The organism is Vagococcus fessus, from assembly GCF_003987565.1.
GTDB lineage: Bacteria > Bacillota > Bacilli > Lactobacillales > Vagococcaceae > Vagococcus_D > Vagococcus_D fessus.
Genome location: NZ_NGJY01000002.1, coordinates 471,311 through 495,260, shown reverse-complemented (window position 1 = coordinate 495,260; position 23,950 = coordinate 471,311). Strand labels below are relative to the sequence as shown.

Sequence of the window (23,950 nt, the reverse complement as noted above, 5' to 3'; positions counted from 1 at the left end):
AAATAGGAGGAATTAACAATGAAAAAAATTAATTTAGTAACATTAGCAGTTTTAGCATCAACAATGGTAGGTGGCGTAGTTGCATCAGCAGCTAATAAAGAACCAAATAAATTGGATACAACAGCGAAAGTTGAATTTGAAAAAGTTGAAACAGGAGGAGAAAATACAGAGAAACCAACACCACCAGGTGGCGGTGGGGAAATTGAACCAGGACCTGGTGGAGAAACACCGGAAACGACTTCTGATTTAATGATTACATATGCTCCTAATTTTGATTTCGGTACAGTTAAATTAGATGCTAAAGCGAAAGAAGTAGCAGCAAAAAACATTATTGAAAACGAATCTGGAAAAGTAACGCACTTTGTGCAAGTAAAAGATGTACGTGGAACACATACTGGCTGGTCATTATCAGCAACTGCAACAGCTTTAGAAAATGGTGATAGCATTTTAGATGGTGGAAGTTCAATTCAAATTAGTAGCTTCAATGTAAAAGGTGAAGAAGGAAATATGGCAGCTGCGCCAACAAGCATGTTTAATGAAATTAAATTTGACGGGAACCAAACAGATGTTATGTTAGCAGGAGCAGAAGCTGGAGAAGGCGTATGGTCTGGAATTATGGGTAAAAACAGTACTCAAACAGAAGAGCTAAACAACGATGTTAAATTAAATTTAACAGGTGCAGATGCAGTTAAAGCTTCTGTTGGAGAATATACATCAACAATTACATGGAATTTAGTAGGGGCACCAGAAGACGTTTTATCAGCAACACCTAAAGCATAATTAACTAACTAAAAAGGGGAAATAGATATGAAAAAAATTAATGTATTAGTAATAGCAACAATTTTAGGATCAATGACAGGGGCATTAGTAGCAGGAGCGGCTAATATTTCACCTACAAAATTAGATACAGAAGGTCATGTTAAGTTTCATCCAGGTAATGGCGGCGGAGAAGGTGGTGGTGAAAATGAAAAACCAACACCTCCAGGCGGCGGTGGTGGAGAAGGTGAAAATGAAAAGCCAGAAGTTATTGTTCCTAATCCAGGAGGAAATACACCTGAAACTTCAGGACCACTTATGATTAACTTAGCTCCTAACTTTGACTTTGGGGATCATGAAATTAAAGTTGGCGCAATGTCACTAGAGAACGAAAGTGTTATCAAGTCTGAAGATGATGCAGTTAACTATACATCATATGTACAAGTAACAGATGTACGTGGAGGACAAAAAGGTTGGACACTTAGTCTAGATACAACAGCCTTAACATCAGGTGAAGAAAATCTAGATGCGACTTATATTAAGGTGAATGATAAACGTATTATTTCTAACAGTGAAGGTTTAGAAAGTTTTGCACCAGTTACAGCAGTTGAGAAAATTGAATTTAATAAAAAAGGTCAAGAAATCATGACCGCAGATGCTCAAAAAGGTGGCGGAACATGGTCAATGGTATTTGGTAAGGAAGATATTCAGTCAACGCAATCAAATAGCGGTGTGACATTAGAAATTCCAGCAGCTGATAGTATTAAAGTTGCGGCGTCTGATTATACATCAACATTAACATGGAACCTTACAGGTGGAACATCATTTGCAAAAGCAGCAACACCAGCATAGTAATAGAATGAAAGGCAGAAGGTGAAAACCTTCTGCCTTTCATTATTAATAAGGAGTGACATAGAAATGAAAAAAAAGATTATATATTTAATCCTTGTAATGGGAGCTATGGTGTCTATGCCGAACCATGGCTTTGCTGAAGGTAATAGCCTATCCGTTCAAGTTGAACCGCATAAGAATTCTATTGATAAAAAAGATACCTCTTCTTTTAATTTAAAAGTAATACCGAATGAAAATTATAATTTGAAAATTAAAGTAAAAAATGGCTCAAAAAATAAAACATCTGCAGATATTTTTATTAACGATGCCTATACAACGCCGGAGGGAGTCATTGCTTATGGAGAAGATGAGGTTGAATTGCCAGAAAGTATGATTAATCCTATTTCTAAGTTAGTGACAACAAAAGAGAAATCAATCGAGCTAAATCCCGATGAAACTAAGGAAATTATTTTTTCTTTGAAAGCGCCGAAAAAAGAGTTTAAAGGGATTAAATTAGGGGCAATTTATGTATTGAATGCTGTGTCAGATAGTGAAAAAGGAAAAATGTTTAAAAATCGTTTTTCTTATACTGTTCCCCTTATGCTTACTGAAAGTGACGAACAAATTAAGCCGAATTTAGAGTTTATATCGTTAAGAAATATACAAGAAAATAAACGAAATTATTTACAAATAAAGCTAGAAAATACAGAACAAAATATTTTATCACGAGGTATTTTTAAGCTTGATTTATTTAAAGGGGATAAGAAAATTGCTTCTCAGAGTAAGGAAGAGATGAGTATTGCTCCTAATTCATATTTACCTTATCAAATGCAGTGGGGGGATAACAATGTAGTGTCTGGGACCTATACTGCAAAATTCTCATTCGATACACCATATGGCTTGTGGAAGTGGGATAAGAGCTTTGAGATATCAAAAAAAGAAGCAAAAGACATGAATGATTCAGCTATTCATGTGACAGAAGAAAACTCATATTTAGGCTATATACTAGGTGGAAGTATTTTACTATTTATTATTTTAGTTATGACAATTGGCTATTTCTGGATGAAAAAACAAAAAAATAATGATAAAAGTAAATTAAATTAAATTTAGAGGATATATAGGTATTGAAAACGATATTAAATGAGAATTTTCTGAAAATATGAAAAACTAATTGCAATTACATCTTTGTTTGTTTTACAATCTATAAATGAACAAGAGAGGAGAGATAGTATGGCAAAAAAAATTATTGCTGAAATTATTGGTACATTTGTTTTAGTTTTATTCGGTACAGGAACTGCAGTTTTAGGTGGAGGTGCTGATGGTGTTGGGATTTTAGGCGTATCAGTTGCATTCGGTTTATCAATCGTTGCGATGGCATACACTATTGGTGTTGTGTCAGGATGTCACATTAACCCAGCTGTAACATTATCAATGATCGTTAACAAACGTATGGATATTAAAGAAGGATTGGTTTACATGGTAAGCCAAGTGGTAGGTGCTATTTTAGGATCTGCAACATTATTCTATTTCTTATCAGCATCAAGTATTGAAACAACTAATATGGGTCAAAATTCATTTGGAACATTAGGTGGTTTAGGTTCATTCATCGCTGAAGTTATTTTAACATTTGTATTTGTATTAGTTATCGTAACGGTTACTGGTAAACATGGTATCAACAAAATGGAAGGTCTTGTTATTGGTTTTACATTAATTCTAATTCACTTATTAGGTATTCCAATGACTGGAACATCTGTTAACCCAGCTCGTAGTATTGGACCGGCTTTATTTGCTGGTGGTGAAGCTTTAACACAATTATGGGTATTTATCTTAGCACCTATGGTTGGAGCTGCTTTAGCTGCATTAGTTGGTAAATTTGTCTTATCTTCAGAAGAAGCATAAGGAATAGAAAAGCATCAAGCGAAAGCTTGATGCTTTTTTTTATTTCTTATAAGGTTTAAATTCAATAATTCTCTTCATTTCACTATTTTTGTTCAAATTAAATTCAGTTATATAATCTTTATATGTGTCTAAAAAAATATACTGATACAGCAAGGATATCTAAAGGGAATTTTAAGGTCGTATCTGTGAAATACGAGTTTTATTTTCCAGTTTTTTTTTAGTTTTTTTAAAAAAAATGGAATGAACGTTGAATTTAAAGGCTTTTCGATAGAGTTTTTATTTATAAAGTAAAAAAAAACTTATAGTCGGTTTTTGATTTTTAGCTACTTTCCCCAAAAAAATATCGAAAAACATTAATGTACAATTTATTTCATTTTGTTTTTTTTGTCATGATAAATGAACAAGAAAGAGCTTTGTTTTTTATAAAAGGGGGTTAAAAAGTTGTTTTTTTTTTGAAAAAATTAACAATATTTTTAAAAATTAAAATAAAATAAAGGAATTCGTTATAGTATAATTATCGAATTTGTAAAAAAAAGTAAAAAACGGATAGACCGCGATTTTTAAACGTGCTACAATGATTTACGGAAAGTTTAATATGTGTTTGGGGACGCAAGATATTCAATAAATACTCATAATTAAGCAGTAAGAAGTGTGAGTAAAGATGTCTTATGAGTTTAATATTGTTATTTTATTCATATAACGATCGTTTAATAACGAAAGTTGAATCTTTTTGGATATCAGTTCATTAAACGGACCTAATGTATAGTGAGAAGTTGTATGAAAAAGTTAAGAAAGGAGCAAAAAATGAAGAAATTTATTTGTTTAATGTCATTAGGTGTTATGTTAGGTTCACCAATCAGTTCTGTTGCAGTAGGCTATGTAGGTTCAGCTGAACATGAAAATATGTTAGAGAACTTTAAAGATAGCGAACGTAGAGAGTACATGTTATTCACGTTAGACTACCTAAGCGAACTAAAAGAAACGAAAAAAGAACTTAAAGAAGATGCAGTAAAAGCTAAAAATATCTTAGAAGAAATTTCTATCAAAGATAAAAAAGAGTTTTCTAAATTTTCAGAGAAGTTCACTGACTTAACTAAAGCTTTGGATAAAGAGCATCCGAAATTAATTAAATTGATTGATGTTGCCTATACTAAAGAAGCTAAAGAAAAGTTAGAAATTCCAAATGAATTACCTACAAGTGATACAGAGAAAAAAGAAACAGTTACTTCTGAAGGTAAAAATGAGAAAGAAGTATCATCAAGCCAAACAGAAGAAACTGCAGCTAAGTCTTCAGAAAGCTCATCAGAAAGTAAAGAAACTGAAAGTGAAGCTAAATCAGAAGAGTCTGTAGAAACAGAAGGAACTAAGGAGGAATCTTCAAAATCAGAAGAAAAAGAAACTTCTAGTAATAAAGAAGCATCTCAAACAACTGAAAAAGAAGAAAATTCTTCTAAAGAAAAACCATCTAAGGATAAAGAATCTAAAGATAAACCTTCTAAAGATAAAGAATTAAGTGCTGACCCGGATGACTTCATCGTTGATGGTGTTCTAACGGAAGCGGGCCTTAAAGAATTAACAAAAAATGGAGATAAAGATGAAGCGAAAGACCTTGAGTCTTATGCTCCAGAAACTTTCAAAAAAACTCCAGAACAACCAACAGAAGATATTATCAGTAAAGCACCACGCGGTCTTGCATTAGATCAAATCTTTGCTACAGAAGATATCCAAGGTAATGCTTACGTTACTAAAGAGAAAGTAACGAATACTGATATCGTGGTTATGACTGATAGTGAAAAAAACAAAGGTAAAGATCAAGTAAGTTCAATCTGGTCAACAGATCCAATGAAAATTGATTTAGAGCATGATTTTGAAGCTGAAATGAGTCTATACCTAGGTGGAAATGAAGCTGATGCAGCAGATGGTATGGCCTTCGTTTTACAAAATGATTCAGTTCAAGGTACTAAAGCTATCGGTAAAGGTGGCGCTTCATTAGGTGTTTATGGCGATCCTGCTCATACAACTAATGTCTTCAAGAAAGAATCTATTCAAAATAGTTTCGCCGTAGAGTTCGATACTCATACAAATAGAGGAACACTTGATAAAAGAATGCCTCGTATGAAAGTTGGACAAAAAAATGGATGGACTGGTGGATTAATACCTTTCCCAATCGTTCGTACAGGTTATAAAACTTATTATAACCGTTCGGCTAAACAACATATTGCGGCAACTTATCCAGCTTATGATAATCCGGCAGGTAAAGGAATGCTTCCTGGTTATCAATTAGATTTCTATCCAGATACGCCTTACATGAAATCACCAGCTGGTTATAAAGGTGGATGGATAGGGCTAGAACAAATTCCAGCCAATACAGACCCTAATAAGCTTTCTCCGCGTGAAGGGTTACTTAACGATGGTAACTTCTACTACAATAAGAAGAAAACAGATGCTCTACCAATCATGTCATATTCAAGTTGGTTTAAAAATTATCCTGTAATTAACCATGACACTATGTTCTATTCACAATCATTATTCGATGGGTCTAAACAAAACCTTGCGAATGGTAAGTGGCATGACTTTACAGTGAAATATTTAGCGCCAAGTAAACATGAAGATATGAAGGACATGGGAACGATGGAATTGACCTTTGACGGTAAAAAGATTAAAACTGTTAGAGCTCTAGATTTCCAAGCGTTAGGAATCGATCCAAAATCTGATGTTAAAAATATCCGTTGGGGCTTTACAGCAGCAACAGGTAAAAAAGCATCAACACAAGCAGTTGTGTTTAAACAAATTCCTGATTTAATCAATGTTAAACATGAAGAAGATATTTTAGATGAAGAAGGCCAATCAATCTACAAAGATGGCGATAAAACTAAAATTCCAGATGTAGATGCTGGACAACAAGTTACTTATCAAACTTCAGTAGAATATATTTCAGGTAAGCAAAGTTGGTTAAACCCAGAAATCATTTCTACAATTACACCGTATGGTCAGTATGTAAATAATTCATATGAAGTATCATTTGATGAAGGTAAAACTTGGACGAAATTAGATGATGATAATCCAGACGAAATCGTTCGTACTAAAAATGATATTACAGCTAAATTAGATAAAACTATTTCACTTGAAGGTCCTACGAAAGTAATGACTCGCTTCAAAGTGGATATTGACCCAACCGATGTGGACTTACTAGTAAAAGAGAAAGTTCGTTACTTTGGTAAAAATGATAGTTTCCTAAGTGATACGTTACAGTACACAATTAAACAAACACCGATGAAGGCTGATATGGTGATTACTAACACGTTAACAGATAGCCCAATCGATGGTAACAACGACATGGTTATAGGTTCTATCTCTAATATCCAAGACCCATATAAAGATACTAAGATGGAAGTTGTCTTAACAGGTGATGACGCAGTTGAAGGTGAAGTAGTTCCTGTATCAGGTAAAGGTGATACGCGTTCATTTACATTCACACAAACCAATGGTAAAACATTTACCGCTTCAAACCGTATCCGTGCGAAATTAGTTCCAGCTGCAAATGATAAACAAGAGATCATTTCTGTAGCATCTAAAGAAGTATTGGATAAAACAGCACCTACAGGGACTAAAGAAGCTCCTGTAACAACATTCAAACGAACTAAAACAGAAGCTGAGTCTTTAGAGGTTGACCCTATGTTATTCGTAACTGACATTGAAGATACGAATCCAACAGTTAATCCTGAAGATATCAAAGTTGAATTAGTAGATGAAGAATTATTCCGTAAAAATATTCAAACGTTAACAAACGGAGCACCTCATAAAGTTAAAGTTCATTTAGAAGATCCATCAGGTAATGTTAATGAAACAATCGCAACAGAGTTATACGTTGTAGATCCAAAAGATCGTATTGAATTACGTGCGGATGATGAATTCACAGTAATGACTGGTGAAGTTAAAGACCCTTCTAAAGAAGCTTTATTACCAGAAGAAGAATTAACACCAGTTTTAGAAGAAGCTGGTAATTGGCAAGGTATCTACCGTGAAGAAGATTTAACAGAATCAGATATTTCTGAGTATATCCAACCAGATTACACTGATATGAAACATACTCCAGGAAGATATCCAGTTAACTTGCACTTAGAATATCAATTAGTACCTGAAGAGGGTGGCGAAGAAGGTGGAGAATCTAGATTAGCAAAATCTGGTAAACCATTCACACCACTAAAATATAAGGTTAAGTTTTTAACTAAAAAAGAAGCGGATAAAATCCGTAAAAGTGGAAGAGCAGAAGAAAATCCAATCTACACGACAGATGACAAATTAGTTTACGTTAATGTTATTGATGGCGATTTAGAGATGGAAGTTGAAGGTGACTTATCTTATAAAGGTAAATTACAGTCAAAAGAAACTCAATTGAAACCAGAAACAGACATGAAAGTGACGATTAAAGACGGTCGTACTTCTGAAAAAGGGTGGGAATTATCAGTTAAAAATAGCCCATTCACAGATAAGAACAACACAAGAGCTGGAGAGTTACCACTTAGCTTAGTTGTCTTAAATAAAGATGGCTCTGTTCAAATGGATTTAAATAGTTCAGAACAAACAATCAAAACAGGTGACGAGAAATCACTAGAATTATCATTAGGTAAATCAAGTGAAGATCAACACCTTGAGACTAAAGTTGGAGCTTCAAGTCATACATGGGGTAATCCAGATATGGAATATACTTCAGAAATCACTTGGAACATTAAACCTCAGAATGATACATTAAGTAAAATCACTGATAAACTTTCTGCAAAGAAAGGAGCTGACAAATAATGAAAAGAAAAGTAATGTTTGTTAGTTTGTTGTCAATGTTCCTTATGACAACAGCCTCAGTCGAGGCTGCCACGACTGTCGTTTCTACAGTCGATACTAAAACAGGTGTGAGATTCCATGGTGAAAACCCAAATCCAGGTAGTAATAATGGAGAAAACGGTGGAAACGGTGAAGGAAACGGCAGTGGTGGAAACACTGGTGGCGGGTCTGGTAATGGTTGGTTAGGTGGCGGATCTGGTAACGGATCAAACAACTATCCAAATGGAGCTTACCCGGGTGGCGGTAATGGGTCAGGGTCAACAGGGAATGGTAAATTACCTCAAACTGGTGAAACTCAGAATTCGGGTTTATATGTATTATTAGGAAGTTTAGTAACAATAGGTGCAATGTTTACCATCGCATTTAAATTTAAAAATAAAAAAAATGAAGGACGTGCAAAATAATGAAAAAAATTAACTTATTAACAGTAGCAGTATTAGCATCAACAATGGTTGGAGGCGTTGTAGCATCAGCAGCAAACACTGCTCCAGATAAATTAGATACAAATGCTCACGTTAAATTCGTACAAGATACAGATCCAGGAGAAAAACCTGAAAAGCCAACTGATCCTGAGGGTGGTGGAGTTATTGATCCTGGTAACCCTGGTGAAGGCGGTGGAGAAACTCCATCAGAAAAAGCTCCATTAATGATTAACTTTGCTCCAAACTTCGAATTTGGTGAAGTTGCAATCAAATCTGGTGATGTTCAAGTACCAGCAATTAGCCAAATTAAAGATGACAAAGGTAATGACGTAGCTCACTTTGTTCAAGTACAAGATAACCGTGGAACACATAAAGGATGGAACTTATCATTAACAACAAGTGAGTTTGCTGCTGAAGATGGTTCTAAATTAGAAGATGCTTCAATTAGTTTATCAGAAGTAACTGCTTTTGGTGATTCAGAAGGTGTTGCTACTACAGAAGCTAGCCAAACAATCAACTTCCCTCAAACATCAGTAGCAGTAATGACTGCAGCTGAAAAAGCTGGTGAAGGCGTATGGACTGCTAAATTCGGTAAAAATGCTTCATTAGCACAAGATGGCGAAAACAAAGTTAACTCAAATGTTAAATTAAATCTTTCAGCTAAAGATATGACTAAAGTATCAGCAACTGATTACAATTCAACATTAACTTGGAACTTAGCTGGAACTCCAACATTCGCTGCTTCAGCAACTCCAGCAGTTTAATACTAATTATCTTATAAAATATAAAAACTAAAAATAATAATCCTCAGGAGGAATATAACATGAAAAAATTAAACTTAGTAACAGTAGCATTATTAGCATCAACAATGGTAGGTGGCGTAGTTGTATCAGCGGCAACACCAGGTAAAGGACCAACTGATTTAAATACAACTGCTAAAGTTAAATTCGAAAAAGAAGAAACTGGTGGAGAAAATGGTGGAGAAGTTACACCTCCAGGTGGCGGTGGAGAAATTACACCTCCAGGCGGCGGTGAAGGTGGAGAAACTCCAGAAACAACTGCTGATTTAATGTTAACATTCGCTCCAAACTTTGACTTTGGTACTATTAAATTAGATGCTAAAGCTAAAGAAGTTGCAGCTAAAAACGTTATTGAAAACGACAAAGGTAAAGTAACACACTTTGTACAAGTTAAAGATATCCGTGGAACACATGCTGGATGGTCATTAACTGCATCAGCTACTCCATTAAAAAATGGTGAAAGCACATTAGACGGCGGAAGCTCAATCGAAATCAAAGGTTTCAACATCATGGGTGAAGAAGGCGTTGAAGCTACAGCTCCAACTGGTACTTTTACATCAATCAAATTTGACGGAAGCCAAACTCCAGTAATGTCAGCAGCAGCTAATGCTGGTGAAGGAATCTGGTCAGGTATCTTAGGTACTACTCCAACACAAACAGGCGAAACAAATGAAGATGTTAAATTAAACTTAACTGCATCAGATGCTGTTAAAGCTTCAGAAGGTACATATAACTCAACAATCACTTGGAACTTAGCTGGAACTCCAACTTACGCAGCTGCAGCAACTCCACAAGCATAATTTTTAAAAAAACTACCGTTTTGCAAAAAAATAGTATATAATAAAGGGGAAATTTCAAAATGAAAAAATTAAACTTATTAGTAGCAGCAACAGTATTAGCTTCAATGACAGGTTCATTAGTTGCAGGAGCAGCTAACGTATCACCAACAAAATTAGATACAAAAGGTCACGTTAAATTTCACGCTGGTAACGGCGGAGAAAATGGCGGCGGCGAAGGCGAAAAACCAACACCTCCAGGCGGTGGCGGTGGTGAAGGTGAAAACGAAAAACCGGAAGTTGTTGTTCCAAACCCAGGTGGAGAAACTCCTGAAACTTCAGGTCCATTAATGATTAACATTGCTCCAAACTTTGACTTTGGTGATCACGAAATTAAAGTTGGTGCTATGTCATTAGAAAACGAAAGTGTTATCAAATCTGCTAAAGATGATGTAAATTACACGTCTTACGTTCAAGTAACGGATGTTCGTGGTGGACAAAAAGGATGGACTTTAAGTCTTGACACTACTGCTTTAACTGATGGTAAAGATTCATTAGATGGAACTTTCATCAAAGTTAATGATAAACGCATCGTTGGTAACGTTGAAGGTCTTGAAGCTTCAGCACCAACTGCAATTGCAGAACAAATTGAATTCAACAAAACAGGTCAAACTATCATGACTGCTGACGCTCAAAAAGGTGGCGGTACTTGGTCAATGGTATTTGGTAAAGAAGATGTACAAACAACTGAAACAAACAGTGGCTTAACATTAGAAATCCCAGCTACTGATAGCGTGAAATTAGCAGATGCTGATTACACTTCAACATTAACATGGAATTTAACTGGTAGCACTTCATTCGCTGAAGCGGCAACACCAGCAAAATAATAATAACTCGAACGGCAGAAGGATCAATCCTTCTGTCTTTCGTTGTAAGGAGTGAAAATAATTGAAACGTTTTTTAATGAGTTTAACAATGGTAGTGGGGTGCCTTGCAGTATTTCCAACTACAGGATTAGCCGAGGGGAATAGTTTATCTGTTCAACCTGAAGCGCATGAAAATGCAATCGATAAAACGGACACATCATCATTTAATTTAAAGGTGAAACCTGATAAGGATTACACGCTAAAAGTTACGGTGAAGAATGGTTCTAAGAAAGAAACATCAGCTGATATTTTAATCAATGATGCTTATACAACGCCAGAGGGTGTTATTGCTTATGGTGAAGAAAAAGTGGACTTGCCTGACAGTATGAAAGAACCTGTTTCAGAGCTTATTAAAACGAAAGAAAAAAATGTTACGTTAAAACCTGGTGAATCTAAAGTTGTTGAATTTAAATTAAAAACACCAAAAGAGAGCTTTAAAGGGATTAAATTAGGTGCAATTTATGTACTTAATGCTGTAGCAGATAGTGAAAAAGATAAAATGTTTAAAAATCGTTTCTCATACACTGTCCCAGTGATGTTAACTGAAAGTGATGAGCAAATTAAACCGAACTTAGAGTTTGTGTCTTTAGAGAATATCCAAGAAAATAAACGTAACTATTTACAAATTAAATTAGAAAATACTGAACGTAATATCTTATCACGTGGTATTTTTAAATTAGATGTTTTTAAAGGTAATGAAAAAATTGCCTCTCAAAGTAAAGAGGAGATGAGTATTGCACCGAACTCTTACTTACCTTATCAAATGCAATGGGGAGACAATAATGTTGTTCCCGGGACATACACAGCTAAATTCTCTTTCGATACGCCGTATGGTGTTTGGAAATGGGAAGAAAAATTTGAAATCTCTCGTGAAAAAGCTAAAAAATTAAATGATTCAGCGATTCACGTTAATGAAAAACCAAATAATATGCCTTATATTATTGGTGGAATTATAGCAGCTTTAGTTGCAGCGGGTACTGGTTTCTTCTTCTTTGCTAAAAAGAAAAAGGAAAAAGAAAAAGAAAAAATTAAAGAGTTAGAAAACGAATTTGATATGTAAGAAAAAGTGAGAATAACTATCGTATTATCAATAAAGATAGATTAAATTAACAATGAACTATGAGAGAATGATTATCCTTTCTTTCATAGTTTTTTTGTCATATTATTTAGCTCTATTTCAAATACATTGGCTATCTAAAATATGTAGATAAGTCGGGACAGTTTTGTGGGTACCAAGAAATCTTAAAATTAATAGTCCCTAAATTGCCAGAGCTCGTTACATTGATAAATGATTCAGTGAAATGAAAAAGGAGATGATTTTTAAAATCATCTCCTTTTTATTATTTTGTATAGTTATCGAAGTACCCTTTGATGTAGACGAAAGGTGTCCCTTTATCGCCACTACCTGATGTTAAATCTGATAATGAACCGATTAAGTCAGTTAAACGACGAGGTGTTGTTCCTTGTGCTTCCATAGCACCGACTAAATCTTCATCTTTATTTTTGATGTAATCTGAGATAGCTGTTTTTAGTTCGTCACCGCGTAGGTCAGCGAAGTTATTATCAGCTAAATATTTTAATTTTACTTCGTTAGGTGTTCCTTCTAAACCAGCAGTGTAGGCTGGAGAAACAACAGGGTCAGCAAGTTCCCAAATTTGGCCAACTGGATCTTTAAATGCGCCGTCACCATAAACCATAACTTCAACATTTTTTCCAGTTTCTTCTTTAATTTTAGCTTGGATACCTTCAACTAAAGGTTGGCAATCATTAGGGAATAGTTTAATACTATTTTCTGTTGATTTGTTTGAGCCTAGTAAACCATAAGCTTCATTAAATCCACTGCCGTTGTTTGAAGCAGTTAAGATATCGCTCATAGCGTAAACTTTTTCAGCGCCATTATTTTCTAAAATACGTTTTGTACGGAAACGAGTATGAATATCACATGTTAGAACGTTCTTAGTGTAATCTAAGATTGTTTTAGCGTTGTTTGAGAAGATGACTTCACATTCAGCGCCTTCTTCTTCGATTAATGATTTATAGTACTCGATGTAATCCACACCTGTAAATGTATGTTTTTTATAACCAAAGTGTTCACGGAATTCAGCTTCTGTTAACACATCTGTCCAAGGATTAATTCCTTTTTCATCTAATTCGTCGATATCTACTAAATGGTTACCTACTTCATCTGAAGGGTAGCTTAGCATTAAGACAACTTTTTTAAGACCACGTGCCATACCACGTAAACAAATTGAGAAACGGTTACGGCTTAAGATTGGGAAGATAATACCAACGGGTTCATCTCCGAATTTAGCGTTAACATCAGCAGCGATATCATCAACTGTTGCGTAGTTTCCTTGTGAACGAGCCACGATAGATTCTGTAATTGTAATAACATCTTGATCGTCAATGCTGTAATTTTCAGCTTTTGCAGAATTTAAAACGACGTCTACCACGATTTTTTCAAGGTCGTCTCCTTGATTAATAATTGGGCCACGAAGACCACGGACTGTTGTACCAACTGTTCTTTCCAATTAGCTCTCTCCTTAGCGGTAGCTTATTTGAGTTAATAAGCACCATGTATGATTTGTGTTCTTTACTTCTATACTATAGACTATAACTATGGTATAAGTAAACATAATAATAGTTATATAGGGTATAAGGAGTGGTAATGGTGATTGGGAAATTAGATTTGTACCGTATTTTTCAGATAGTTAGTCAGTATAGCAGTTTTTCAAAAGCGTCAGAAGAACTTTATATGACACAATCAGCTGTTAGTCAATCGATTGCAAAATTAGAACAAGAATTGGGTGTGACTTTATTTTATCGAACACCTAAAGGAATTATATTAACTAATGAGGGTAAGGTGCTAGAAGAGCATGTCAAAATTGCGCTAAAGCGTTTTGAATTAGCCGAAGATGATATTTTGAATTTTACAGAAATGAAAACAGGAGAATTAAGAATAGGTGTTGGCGACACAATTTCTCGTTATTTCTTACTCCCTTACTTGGAGCAGTTTTATGCGAATTACCCAGGTATCAACTTAAAGATATTAAACGGAACGACAACTGAGATTGTCAGTTATTTAAAAGAAGGGGAAGCTGATGTAGGAGTTTGTCATTTGCCGGTCAGTGATAAACAAATCACAGTCTTACCAAAAAAAGTAATTCATGATATTTTTGTTTGTACACCAAGTTATCGCGAGAAGTTACCACAGGCTATGACGTATGAAACATTACTCACACACCCTTTAATAGTTCTAGAAAAAGAAGCGAATTCACGAGTATATGTTGAATCTTTTATAGAAAAAAAAGGGCTGAGATTAAAGCCGGTATTTGAACTAGGGTCATACGACCTCGTTTTAGATTTTGCTAAAATTAATTTAGGAATTTCTTGTGTCGTTAGAGAATTTTCAACACATTATTTAAATGATGGGAGTCTGGTTGAATTGAAATTAGATGAAGAGATACCTGCTCGTCATGTAGGTGTTATTCATTTGAAAAATTATCCACTGTCAAAAGCGGCTCAAAAATTTGTGGATAGTATTAAACTCTAGAGGTTGAGATATAACGATTAATGAGTCGTTTGAAAGTGATGTTTCAAGATGATTTCATAAATTAGATTCCGAACGTTTTAAAAGCCTTAAAGATTCTGATAATGATAATCATTTTCGAAAATAGCTTATTATTTTGTATTATTTTTTGATACTTGTTATAATCATCACGAATCTTAAATTACTAAGGAGGAATAGATTATGTGTGAAGAAAAAGAATTTTTATCATTACCACGTATTGGTTCACCGGCTCCAGAATTTACTGCGGAAACAACTAAAGGAGAAATCTCTTTATCAGATTATAAAGGAAAATGGGTAGTATTATTTTCACATCCATCTGATTTTACACCAGTATGTACTACTGAATTTGTTGGCTTCCAAGGGATTAAAGAGGAGTTAGCTGCAATTAATACTGAATTAATTGGGTTGAGTATCGATAGTGTTCATTCTCATATTGCTTGGGTAAGAAATATTGAGCAAAATTTTGACGTTAAAATTACATTCCCTGTGATTGCTGATTTATCAATGGATGTAGCTAAAAAATATGGTATGATTATGCCAGGTGAAAGCGACACTGCTACTTCACGTGCTGTGTTTGTCATTGATGACAAACAAGTAGTAAGAACTATTATTTATTACCCATCATCAAATGGACGTAATATTCCTGAAGTATTAAGAATTGTTCAAGCCTTACAAGCATCGGATAAACATAATATTGCAACGCCAGCTAATTGGGAACCTGGTGATCGTGTAATCGTTCCACCTGCTAAAAATCAAGATGAAGCTGCTAAACGTATGACAGATGAAACGATGGAGTGCAAAGATTTTTACTTCTGTACAAAAGAATTAGAAAGTTAAAAGTATAAAGGCCATGGAGTGACTACTTCAAGGTCTTTTTTTCATAGGTTATATTTCATAAAACGATCAATTAATGACTGGTGAAAGCCGATACTACTAGAATTTAAGGCTTTTTTTTGCTACAATGAGTAAGTATTCAGATAAGAATAACTTAAATTTAGTTTTTATAAAAAGGAGAAATACAATATGATCGCAATTAGTGATTTAAAAGCAGGTATGACATTTGAGCAAGATGGTAAATTAATCCGTGTTATGGAAGCTAGCCACCATAAACCAGGAAAAGGTAACACTGTTATGCGTATGAAATTGAAAGATGTTCGTACGGGTTCAACTACGGATACAACAATGAGACCTGATGATAAAGTAAAAAAAGCATTCTTAGAATTAAAAGCTGTTCAATATTTATATAGCCAAGAAGATATGTCAATCTTCATGGATTTAGAAACGTATGAACAATACGAGTTACCAACTGATTCTATTGAAGATGAATTAAAATATATGTTAGAAAATATGGAAGTTAAAATTCAATTTTTCGGTGAAGAAGTAATTGGTATTACATTACCAACAACTGTTATTTTAGAAGTTGCTGAAACACAACCTTCAATTAAAGGTGCAACAGTTTCAGGTTCAGGGAAACCAGCTAAAATGGAAACAGGTGTTGTTGTAAACGTACCTGATTTCATCGAAGCAGGTGAAAAATTAGAAATTAACACACAAGAGGGTACATATTTAAAACGTGCAGCTAAATAATAAAAAATATCTCAGTAAAAGGGAACTTCCCATAGGTTGAGGTAAATATAAAAGCACCTTCATTCATTTTACATAAATTGAATGGAGGTGTCTTTATTTGATTAGACCAGAATACGAACATTATAAAAAATAAAGGTTGGTTTTTTTTATAGAATATTGACATTTCGTCCAAAAAAAACTACAATTAAGCCTTGTTCATGTAGGAATTAGTGTTATTTATTTAGTTAACTTTCAAGTTGTAACCGCTTTTTAGTAAAACCTTTTACTATTTTCGGTTTTATCGGATGTTTTTTAATACGATAATAATAGTTCTTTATGATTAAAATAGTTTAAAAGGAGTGTCAGTTTTGAGTATTTTGATTAGTATTATTGGTATCATTATTTTTATTGGATTAGCGTATGCATCAAGTAGTGACCGTAGTAAGATTAAAAAGAGACCGATTATTCAATTATTAGTTCTACAATTTGTATTTGGGTATATCTTACTTAATACGAGCTTTGGAAACATTTTAATAGGCGGGATTGCAAACGGTTTTACAAAAATTTTAGATTATGCAGGTGAAGGTGTTGAGTTTGTATTTGGTGGTTTAGCTAATGAAGGTGCAGCCCCGTTCTTCCTAACTGTATTAATGCCTATCATCTTTATCTCTGTGTTAATCGGGATTCTACAATTCTTTGGAATTTTACCATTCATTATTAAATATTTAGGTAAAGCGATGAGTAAAGTAAATGGTATGGGGCAGTTAGAGTCGTATAACGGTATTGCTTCTATTATTTTAGGTCAATCAGAAGTATTTATTTCAGTTAAAAATCAATTAGGTGGCCTATCTGAAAAGCGTTTATACACCTTATGTGCCTCAGCAATGTCTACAGTTTCAATGTCAATCGTTGGAGCATACATGACATTACTTGAGCCAAAATATGTTGTAACAGCTATCGTTTTAAATTTATTTGGTGGATTTATTATCACATCAATCATTAATCCATATGAAGTGGAAGATGAAGAGGAACTAGAAGTTGTTCAATCTAAACAATCATTCTTCGAAATGTTAGTAGAATATATTATGGATGGTTTCCAAGTAGCGATTACTGTTGGGGCTATGTTAATTGGATTTGTTGCGATTATTGCAATGATTAACGGTATTTTCAATGCTATCTTTGGAATTAGCTTCCAAGAAATTTTAGGATATATTTTCTCACCAGCTGCTGTTTTAATGGGTGTTCCTATGGCAGATGCAGTTGATGCAGGAAGTGTTATGGCAACTAAATTAGTATCTAACGAATTTGTTGCGATGGAAACATTAAAACATGGTTCATTTGAATTTAGTGCAAGAACAGAAGCGATTGTTTCTATTTTCTTAGTATCATTTGCTAACTTTACATCGATTGGAGTTATCTCTGGTGCAGTTAACGGACTTAATAAACGTCAAGGTAAAGTTGTTGCTAAAATGGGCTTACGTTTATTATGGGGAGCTACATTAGTAAGTTTCTTATCAGCTACAATTGTAGGCTTAATTTTCTTTAACTAGATCTTTCTAAAGGTCACACATTTTATTATGTGTGGCCTTTTTTTGTAAGAGTATTAGAAAAAAATTGTTACTTGTTCTATAATGAACATGTAAGAAAACAAAGGAGGACTACATATGAAAGAGGTTGCTATTACAAGTACAATTGATTTAACAAACGGTGGGTGTAATGCTTGTGGGACGGTAGAAAGTGTTATATTTTCGTTAGATTTAGACGGAAAAGAAATTGTATTAGATGGATTGACCGTTTCTTCGATGGTGATGGGGTTAGTTTTGAACGAAGGTTGGAGTCAAGAGTATAAAGTGATGATGATGGATGAGTATACTGTTTTTAGTAAAAATGGAAAAGAAGTAAAACTTGTTGAAGAATACGATCAATTGATATATAGTTCAGCAGGAAAATCAATTTCTAGCAAGAATTTTATATCAGATAATGATGAACTTTTTTCAAAAGTAAATGGTATTTTACAAGAGTTATTTCAGAGTGATGGGTACACATTCACAATGTAACCGCATGTTAATGAAAAGAGATGATTTTATATGCTTAAGCTAATTAGAGAACTAGAAGAAAGACGACCGGATTTATTTGTGTTTGCTCCATGTGGAAATATTCAGCCATTACAAGTGATTATTGACTTTAAAACAGCTAAAGGTGAGTTAACAGCAGTCTGTTGGGTTCCAGATACTGTTATAGAAAGAGTAACCTTGTACCAAGGAGAAACTAAACTATCAAGTTACTTACTTGATATAGAGTCAGAGCAATTGGCTCATTATTTGTTGGAAAATGGGTATCTTGAGTTGGAAATCAGTCGTATAAAAAAAACAACTCGAAATTTTACTTACGAATTATAAAAAAAGAAGTTCAAAAGAATGAGCAAAGTGCTCTCTTTTGAACTTCTTTTTAATTAGGCCACAGGTCTATTTTCGAATTGATCAAAATATTGTTGTCCTGGGTAGAACTCTTGAATAAGATCATCTAGAGAAACAAAACTGTAACCTTGTTTAGTTAAGTCGTTAATGATAATTGGTACAGATTTTATTGATTCTTTATGGATATCATGGATGAGAATGATTGACCCTGGGTAAGTGTTAGAAACAACACTTTTCGCAATTTTCTTAGCATCTTTAAGCACCCAGTCTTGAGAGTCGATATTCCATTGAATAATTGGCATTTGTAGCAAATCAGAAGCATCTTTATTAATATCGCCATAAGGTGGGCGATATTTTGTTGGTAATGTGCCAGTTGCTTTGTAGATTGCTTTTTCATTTTCAATTTCATAATCAATAACTTGTTGAGGTCCTATAGCTGAGGCTGCATCATGCACAAGACTATGACTCGCTACTTCAAAGCCTTCATCATAGACAAGTTTAGCTGTTTCAGGATAAGTGTTGACACTTGAACCTAACATAAAAAATGTAGCTGGAACGTTATATTTTTTTAATGTTTCTAATAATTCAGGTGTAGTATCTGATTTTGGTCCATCATCAAAGGTTAATGTGACTAGTTTATCAGTTTTTGGTTGTGCGTAATTTTTAGTACTCGTAATTTTCCCAACATCTTGGTAATCCAATATTGTAGATTTTTTAGATAGTTTTTTAATTGTAGTTGGGAAGTATAATCCTTGACTGGTGAAAGCTACATTATCAAAATCAATTGAGAAATCACGTGAAAAGATTTTATCCATCATTTTTTCATCATCTTTGTTGACATTTAAGGCATTAGTTTTTACTTCCAGTGCGATACGATCAAGTTGGCGTTTTGAAAACTTGAAATCGTCAAATGAAATTTCATGGCCTGTCTTTTCATAAATAACAATATCATTATGAGTGGTTTTTTGTTTCTTCCAACCGAAGAGACTTGGACGGTAGTCATTTTTTATGATGGAATAGCTAATAATGCTATTTGTAAATCGTGTTGTTTCAAAGGTGACAAGTTCACGTGGTTTTTTAAATGTATTTTTTATCAAGGTAGCAGATTGTCCGATAAAACCACTCGATTTAGTGGAAGAATCTTTTGGTGCTTTACCAATTTGTTTGCCATTATCGGCTAAAGGAACAAGTGTATTTCCTCCATCTTCTTGGTTAACCAATGTTAGAAAAGGTAATTTTTTTTGTTGAAGATGTGTCTGTTCGTCACTTAATAAAGTTAACCATTGGGTATTTAAAGCATAGCTATAAAACATAAAAAGAGCTATGAGAATAAATAGAGTAGAGTAAAAAATGTAATAAATGGAGTGAGTGTGTTGTTTTTTCATAAATAATCTCCTTACTGAAATGTTTCAGAACCACCGTAATGCGTTACCTTTATTTATATCAAAAAAGGCTTATAAAGTCAATTTAATGGGGGATTTACAATGTAATACACAATTGATACCATATTTGTTTGTTAAGTATCTATAAAAAGTAAAAAAGAAATACACAACTAAGTCATTTCTTTTTTTACCATAATTTTTCTTTTTCTAAGAGAGAAATAAGATTAACCTTATTATCAGCTACTACTTTCCTAATCTCTAAGTCAATTCCTTTTTCCGCAAGAAAATGAAATGTTTTAATATCATCTTCATTCACAGCTACAGCATTAGTGATCATTTTCTTTCCATTAGAAAAACTCATCCCACCTATATTAATAGAATCGAAATGAACACCACCGCTGACAAGATGTTTAACATCTTGAGGGTTAGTAAATAAAAGCATGGCTTTCACTTCATTAAAACGCTTATCAGGGTAAACTTCCAACATTTTATTTACAGTGATGACATTTACTTTTACCCCAGGAGGAGCGGCTTGGATAAGCAATTGTTTTCTCAAGTGATCATAAGCAACAGTATCACTGACCACGATAATACGATTGATATTAAAAGCTTTTGTCCAAACAGTAGCGACTTGTCCGTGAATAAGGCGATCATCAATTCTAGCCAAGCTAATGGTCATACTCATAAAAATTCTCCTTTTAGTTTAAAGTTCAAAATCATCAACAGTAGTTGTAGGAATGTCGGGTGTATTTTTTGTTAAACTGTTTAAAACAATTTGGTGGATAAAATAACGTTCTTCAATAGGGATACTTAGATTAAGTATAGACTCTAATTCTTCAATATCTTTTGTTATTTCATTAGTATAAGGCAGTTCTAGTCGCTCTTTAGCTTGGGTGGTTGTTAGTGTCAATGTATCTTGAGTCATGATGCGTTCAATTGCCCCAGCAGTGTGCATCACAAGGTTAATTTGGAAATGGTATAAATCATCAGACTGAGGTAAAAGACTGCTTAAATGTTTTGCAAATTGCCACAGAGGGTCGATTAATTTAGACGGGTTAACAAATGAAAAACTATCTGACATGTAGTCCTGACATACTTTCTTTGCTTCGTTTTCCGATAGAGTCACTTGGTGATAATCCGTTTTACTCAATAATTTTTCAATAATTTGACTGGTTTCACCGATAAAAAAGTTTTCCATTGAGATAAAAGGAACAGCTAACTTAGGATCAGTAATACCTGTTGATGCGATAACATCGTAGCTCTCTTGTATCGTTCCTATTTTTGATTGAACGTCAGCAACAGAGATAGGAATAACACGTAGTTGTGTTCTGTTTTCCTCTGAGACAGTTGATTCGATTAGCTCCTTCATGCGCTCAGCTGTTCCAATACCTGAGGCGCAGATAGCGATAATTGCTTTTTCTTTAGGTGTCGAAGATGAAGGGTGACTATAACTCATATCATATCCCTGAAATTTCTTTAAAGAATCGTATAAATCATCTAATCGAGTGTCGATAAGGGCTGTTTTACGAGCAGTTTCCAAAACAATGGGTGTAGAAACCATGTCTACCGTTTTAATAGGTATAGAGGTTTGGCGCATAATTTCTTCAGAGAAAGTTGCAAGTGAGCCCATGTCAACGAGTAAAAGAACACCATTTCCTTCATTAACTTCTTTTACGGCAGTAATAATGGCGATCAAGGCTTCAGAAGGTGCCATTTCGAGTGGCATGTCAACAGCACGTAAGTTATCAACATTTAAAAGTTGAGTGACAACTTGAACCATACTGGTTGCCGTGCTTTTTCCGTGAGCAGCGACAACTATACCTATTCGTCCAACCGTTTTATTTTCTTTTAATGATATCAAAAGGACAGCTAAATAAAATACTTCAGATTCAGGTAACCCTTGTTTAAATTCATCCTCTATTAAAGCCTTTATTTCTTTAGCAACTTCAAATTCGTGTGGGTGGTCAAGTACCATGGCTTTTATATTTTCATTGACAGTATAATCACGTTCTTTTCCTGAATGACTACGTTTAATAAATGAGCTGAGATGCAAACTAACTGCATAAATAAAATTAGATTGAAAATGATAACCAAGTTGCTCCTGCGCAAACCGGTAAATTTGTTTGGTAAGTTCAAGCACACGTTTATCAACCAATTCAACGAGTTTATTGTCACTGTCAAATGTAAACCCATGGTTTTTGTAAAATGATTTTAAGTGGACGTTGATATCTGTTTTAATAAAATGAGTAATTGCCTCTTTGTCTAAACCATCATGTTCTAGCAGAGTGGCTTTGTCACCGATTATTTCATAAAGGTTATAGGGCAGTTCATAAGAGTCTGATTGGATAGCAACTGCCGGTTCATTAGGTGAGACAACCATAACCGGTTCTAAAATTTTTGACAACTCATTTAGAGAGTCGCGGTTGTTTGCAAGTTGCAGCATCCCATCCTTTATATTTTCAGTGAGTTCTTCCAATTCAATATGTAACTCATCTTGCTCCATTTGATTTAAAAAAGCGCGAGCGGTTACCAGTTGTACATTTGACTTTAGTTGTCCAACATTTCCGTATGAGACACTCCCAATCAAGGCTTTGACAACATCTTCTGATAAAGAAATTTTACGTTTGATACGTGACGCTTCTATGGATGTCATCGTGCGTAATAAATCAACTTTTTCCTTAGCAGGTCTATCCTCGAAATTTGGAAGTTGGATGACGATAGGTATTCGTCTAACAAAGGTATTGAGTAAAGCTGAGGCCGGGTTTTCGGTAGTCGCACAGATAACTCTTACATCAGCCTTATGTGTTTTCCCAGATTCACCAAGTCGCGAATAAGTCCCATGATCTAGAAAATAAAATACCATTTCTTGTCCTTCAGGAGGTAAACGATGAACTTCATCTAGGAATAGAATACTGCCATCTGCTTCATGAATAATCCCATTTTTCTCTTTAGTTGCACCTGTAAATGCCCCTGCTGCATATCCGAATAGATGTGACATCAATAGTTCGGGATTGTGAGCATAGTCTGCACAGTTAAAGACGATCAGGTCTTTATCTTCAGGAATGAGATTATTCAATTTTGCAAAACGAAAAATTGCGTGGGCGAAATAGGTTTTACCTGATCCAGTAGGGCCAGTAATTAAACAATTAAGCCCTTTAGGTGGATAAAGGATAGCGGCTTTTGCTTGTTCAACAGAATTTTTCATACTTCCTGTTACGCCGATCATTTGACTGAAAATATCGCGAGACGATGGCGTATTTTTAGAAGGAGTGACAATGGTTGAATGGGAGTTAATGTCATCGGGTTCTTTTTTATCTTGAAAATAGCTAGCAACAGGCTTGGAGAATGGCTGATGACGTAGCACGTTGATATCGACGTATTTCACAGGGCGTCCTTCTATTTTACCTAATAGACCTTGACGTACAAGTTTGTTTAAATCTTTGCTGGTATTCGTTCGTTGAATGTCTAGTGCTTCTGATATTGCTTTAGTGGTTAAGCCGTAACCAAGAAGGAGTTGGTCAGGTGTTAAATTTTGTGTTTGGCTTAAAACGTGATGATAAATACGGTCAATTCGTTTCATAGGTTGCTCCTTTTATATAGTATTGAAAAATATTAAGAAAAAACTAACTTAATAGGGTAACCGTGTTTTAACAAGGGATACACAAGTGTATTATATAGTGTATTGTTGAAATAGTACACTACTCGGGTTGAAAAACTATTGACAAATAATACTAATATTGTCAAAATAAAAAAAGACGTCTGGAC

At 34.3% G+C, this 23,950-nt stretch carries 20 protein-coding genes; 16 read left to right on the top strand and 4 right to left on the bottom strand.

What is annotated here, in order from left to right:
- Positions 1 to 18 precede the first annotated feature (18 nt).
- The 10 genes from CBF31_RS06645 (at position 19) to CBF31_RS06600 (ending at position 12,309) form a co-directional block, all read left to right on the top strand.
- Positions 19 to 780, top strand: coding sequence for a WxL domain-containing protein (locus CBF31_RS06645; RefSeq protein ID WP_126831602.1), 762 nt, complete (start codon positions 19 to 21; stop codon positions 778 to 780).
- A 27-nt stretch (positions 781 to 807) separates the two neighbouring features.
- The gene (locus tag CBF31_RS06640; RefSeq protein WP_126831601.1) at positions 808 to 1,608 is read left to right on the top strand and encodes a WxL domain-containing protein; all 801 of its coding nucleotides are present in this window, start codon (positions 808 to 810) and stop codon (positions 1,606 to 1,608) included.
- Positions 1,609 to 1,674: 66 nt separating this feature from the next.
- Complete coding sequence (locus tag CBF31_RS06635) at positions 1,675 to 2,691, top strand: WxLIP family cell surface protein (RefSeq protein WP_126831600.1); 1,017 nt, start codon at positions 1,675 to 1,677, stop codon at positions 2,689 to 2,691.
- 126 nt (positions 2,692 to 2,817) lie between these two features.
- Positions 2,818 to 3,486 carry an aquaporin gene (locus CBF31_RS06630; protein ID WP_126831599.1) on the top strand — a complete coding sequence of 223 codons (669 nt, stop codon included), beginning with the start codon at positions 2,818 to 2,820 and terminating at the stop codon, positions 3,484 to 3,486.
- A gap of 804 nt (positions 3,487 to 4,290) precedes the next feature.
- Positions 4,291 to 8,286 (top strand): L-type lectin-domain containing protein, encoded by a 3,996-nt coding sequence (locus CBF31_RS06625; RefSeq protein WP_126831598.1) that lies wholly within the window; start codon positions 4,291 to 4,293, stop codon positions 8,284 to 8,286.
- Positions 8,286 to 8,729 (top strand): LPXTG cell wall anchor domain-containing protein, encoded by a 444-nt coding sequence (locus tag CBF31_RS06620; RefSeq protein ID WP_126831597.1) that lies wholly within the window; start codon positions 8,286 to 8,288, stop codon positions 8,727 to 8,729. Before CBF31_RS06625 ends, CBF31_RS06620 begins: the two co-directional genes overlap by 1 nt.
- Positions 8,729 to 9,511, top strand: coding sequence for a WxL domain-containing protein (locus CBF31_RS06615; protein WP_126831596.1), 783 nt, complete (start codon positions 8,729 to 8,731; stop codon positions 9,509 to 9,511). The genes CBF31_RS06620 and CBF31_RS06615 overlap by 1 nt, the downstream gene beginning before the upstream one ends.
- Positions 9,512 to 9,570: 59 nt before the next feature.
- A complete protein-coding gene (locus CBF31_RS06610; protein ID WP_126831595.1) occupies positions 9,571 to 10,347 on the top strand; it encodes a WxL domain-containing protein in 777 nt (258 codons plus the stop codon).
- 59 nt (positions 10,348 to 10,406) lie between these two features.
- Complete coding sequence (locus CBF31_RS06605; RefSeq protein ID WP_126831594.1) at positions 10,407 to 11,210, top strand: WxL domain-containing protein; 804 nt, start codon at positions 10,407 to 10,409, stop codon at positions 11,208 to 11,210.
- A 61-nt stretch (positions 11,211 to 11,271) separates the two neighbouring features.
- Positions 11,272 to 12,309, top strand: a complete 1,038-nt coding sequence (locus CBF31_RS06600) for a WxLIP family cell surface protein (protein ID WP_126831593.1) — start codon at positions 11,272 to 11,274, stop codon at positions 12,307 to 12,309.
- A gap of 280 nt (positions 12,310 to 12,589) precedes the next feature.
- Here CBF31_RS06600 and CBF31_RS06595 read toward each other — a convergent pair whose 3' ends face one another.
- Positions 12,590 to 13,780: a coenzyme F420-0:L-glutamate ligase gene (locus CBF31_RS06595; RefSeq protein ID WP_126831592.1), complete on the bottom strand. Its 1,191-nt coding sequence runs from the start codon at positions 13,778 to 13,780 to the stop codon at positions 12,590 to 12,592.
- Positions 13,781 to 13,920: 140 nt separating this feature from the next.
- On the opposite strand from CBF31_RS06595, the gene CBF31_RS06590 reads away from it, so the two are divergent.
- The 6 genes from CBF31_RS06590 to CBF31_RS06565 all read left to right on the top strand — a co-directional run bounded on the left by CBF31_RS06590 (position 13,921) and on the right by CBF31_RS06565 (position 18,785).
- Entirely contained in the window at positions 13,921 to 14,802 is an 882-nt protein-coding gene (locus CBF31_RS06590; protein WP_126831591.1) for a LysR family transcriptional regulator, read from the top strand.
- A 198-nt stretch (positions 14,803 to 15,000) separates the two neighbouring features.
- Positions 15,001 to 15,657, top strand: coding sequence for a peroxiredoxin (locus CBF31_RS06585; protein WP_126831590.1), 657 nt, complete (start codon positions 15,001 to 15,003; stop codon positions 15,655 to 15,657).
- Positions 15,658 to 15,843: 186 nt separating this feature from the next.
- Positions 15,844 to 16,407, top strand: a complete 564-nt coding sequence (efp, locus tag CBF31_RS06580; protein ID WP_126831589.1) for an elongation factor P — start codon at positions 15,844 to 15,846, stop codon at positions 16,405 to 16,407.
- A gap of 347 nt (positions 16,408 to 16,754) precedes the next feature.
- The gene (locus tag CBF31_RS06575) at positions 16,755 to 17,936 is read left to right on the top strand and encodes a NupC/NupG family nucleoside CNT transporter (protein ID WP_126831588.1); all 1,182 of its coding nucleotides are present in this window, start codon (positions 16,755 to 16,757) and stop codon (positions 17,934 to 17,936) included.
- A gap of 114 nt (positions 17,937 to 18,050) precedes the next feature.
- On the top strand, positions 18,051 to 18,443 hold the full coding sequence (locus tag CBF31_RS06570) for a DUF4809 family protein (RefSeq protein WP_126831587.1): 393 nt from the start codon (positions 18,051 to 18,053) through the stop codon (positions 18,441 to 18,443).
- A gap of 30 nt (positions 18,444 to 18,473) precedes the next feature.
- Positions 18,474 to 18,785, top strand: a complete 312-nt coding sequence (locus CBF31_RS06565; RefSeq protein ID WP_126831586.1) for a hypothetical protein — start codon at positions 18,474 to 18,476, stop codon at positions 18,783 to 18,785.
- A 53-nt stretch (positions 18,786 to 18,838) separates the two neighbouring features.
- Here CBF31_RS06565 and CBF31_RS06560 read toward each other — a convergent pair whose 3' ends face one another.
- The 3 genes from CBF31_RS06560 to CBF31_RS06550 form a co-directional block, all read right to left on the bottom strand.
- Positions 18,839 to 20,188: a polysaccharide deacetylase family protein gene (locus tag CBF31_RS06560; RefSeq protein ID WP_126831585.1), complete on the bottom strand. Its 1,350-nt coding sequence runs from the start codon at positions 20,186 to 20,188 to the stop codon at positions 18,839 to 18,841.
- Between the two features lie 184 nt (positions 20,189 to 20,372).
- Positions 20,373 to 20,870, bottom strand: coding sequence for a mannose/fructose/sorbose PTS transporter subunit IIB (locus CBF31_RS06555; RefSeq protein WP_126831584.1), 498 nt, complete (start codon positions 20,868 to 20,870; stop codon positions 20,373 to 20,375).
- 18 nt (positions 20,871 to 20,888) lie between these two features.
- A complete protein-coding gene (locus CBF31_RS06550; protein WP_126831583.1) occupies positions 20,889 to 23,765 on the bottom strand; it encodes a sigma-54-dependent transcriptional regulator in 2,877 nt (958 codons plus the stop codon).
- Positions 23,766 to 23,950: the final 185 nt, after the last annotated feature.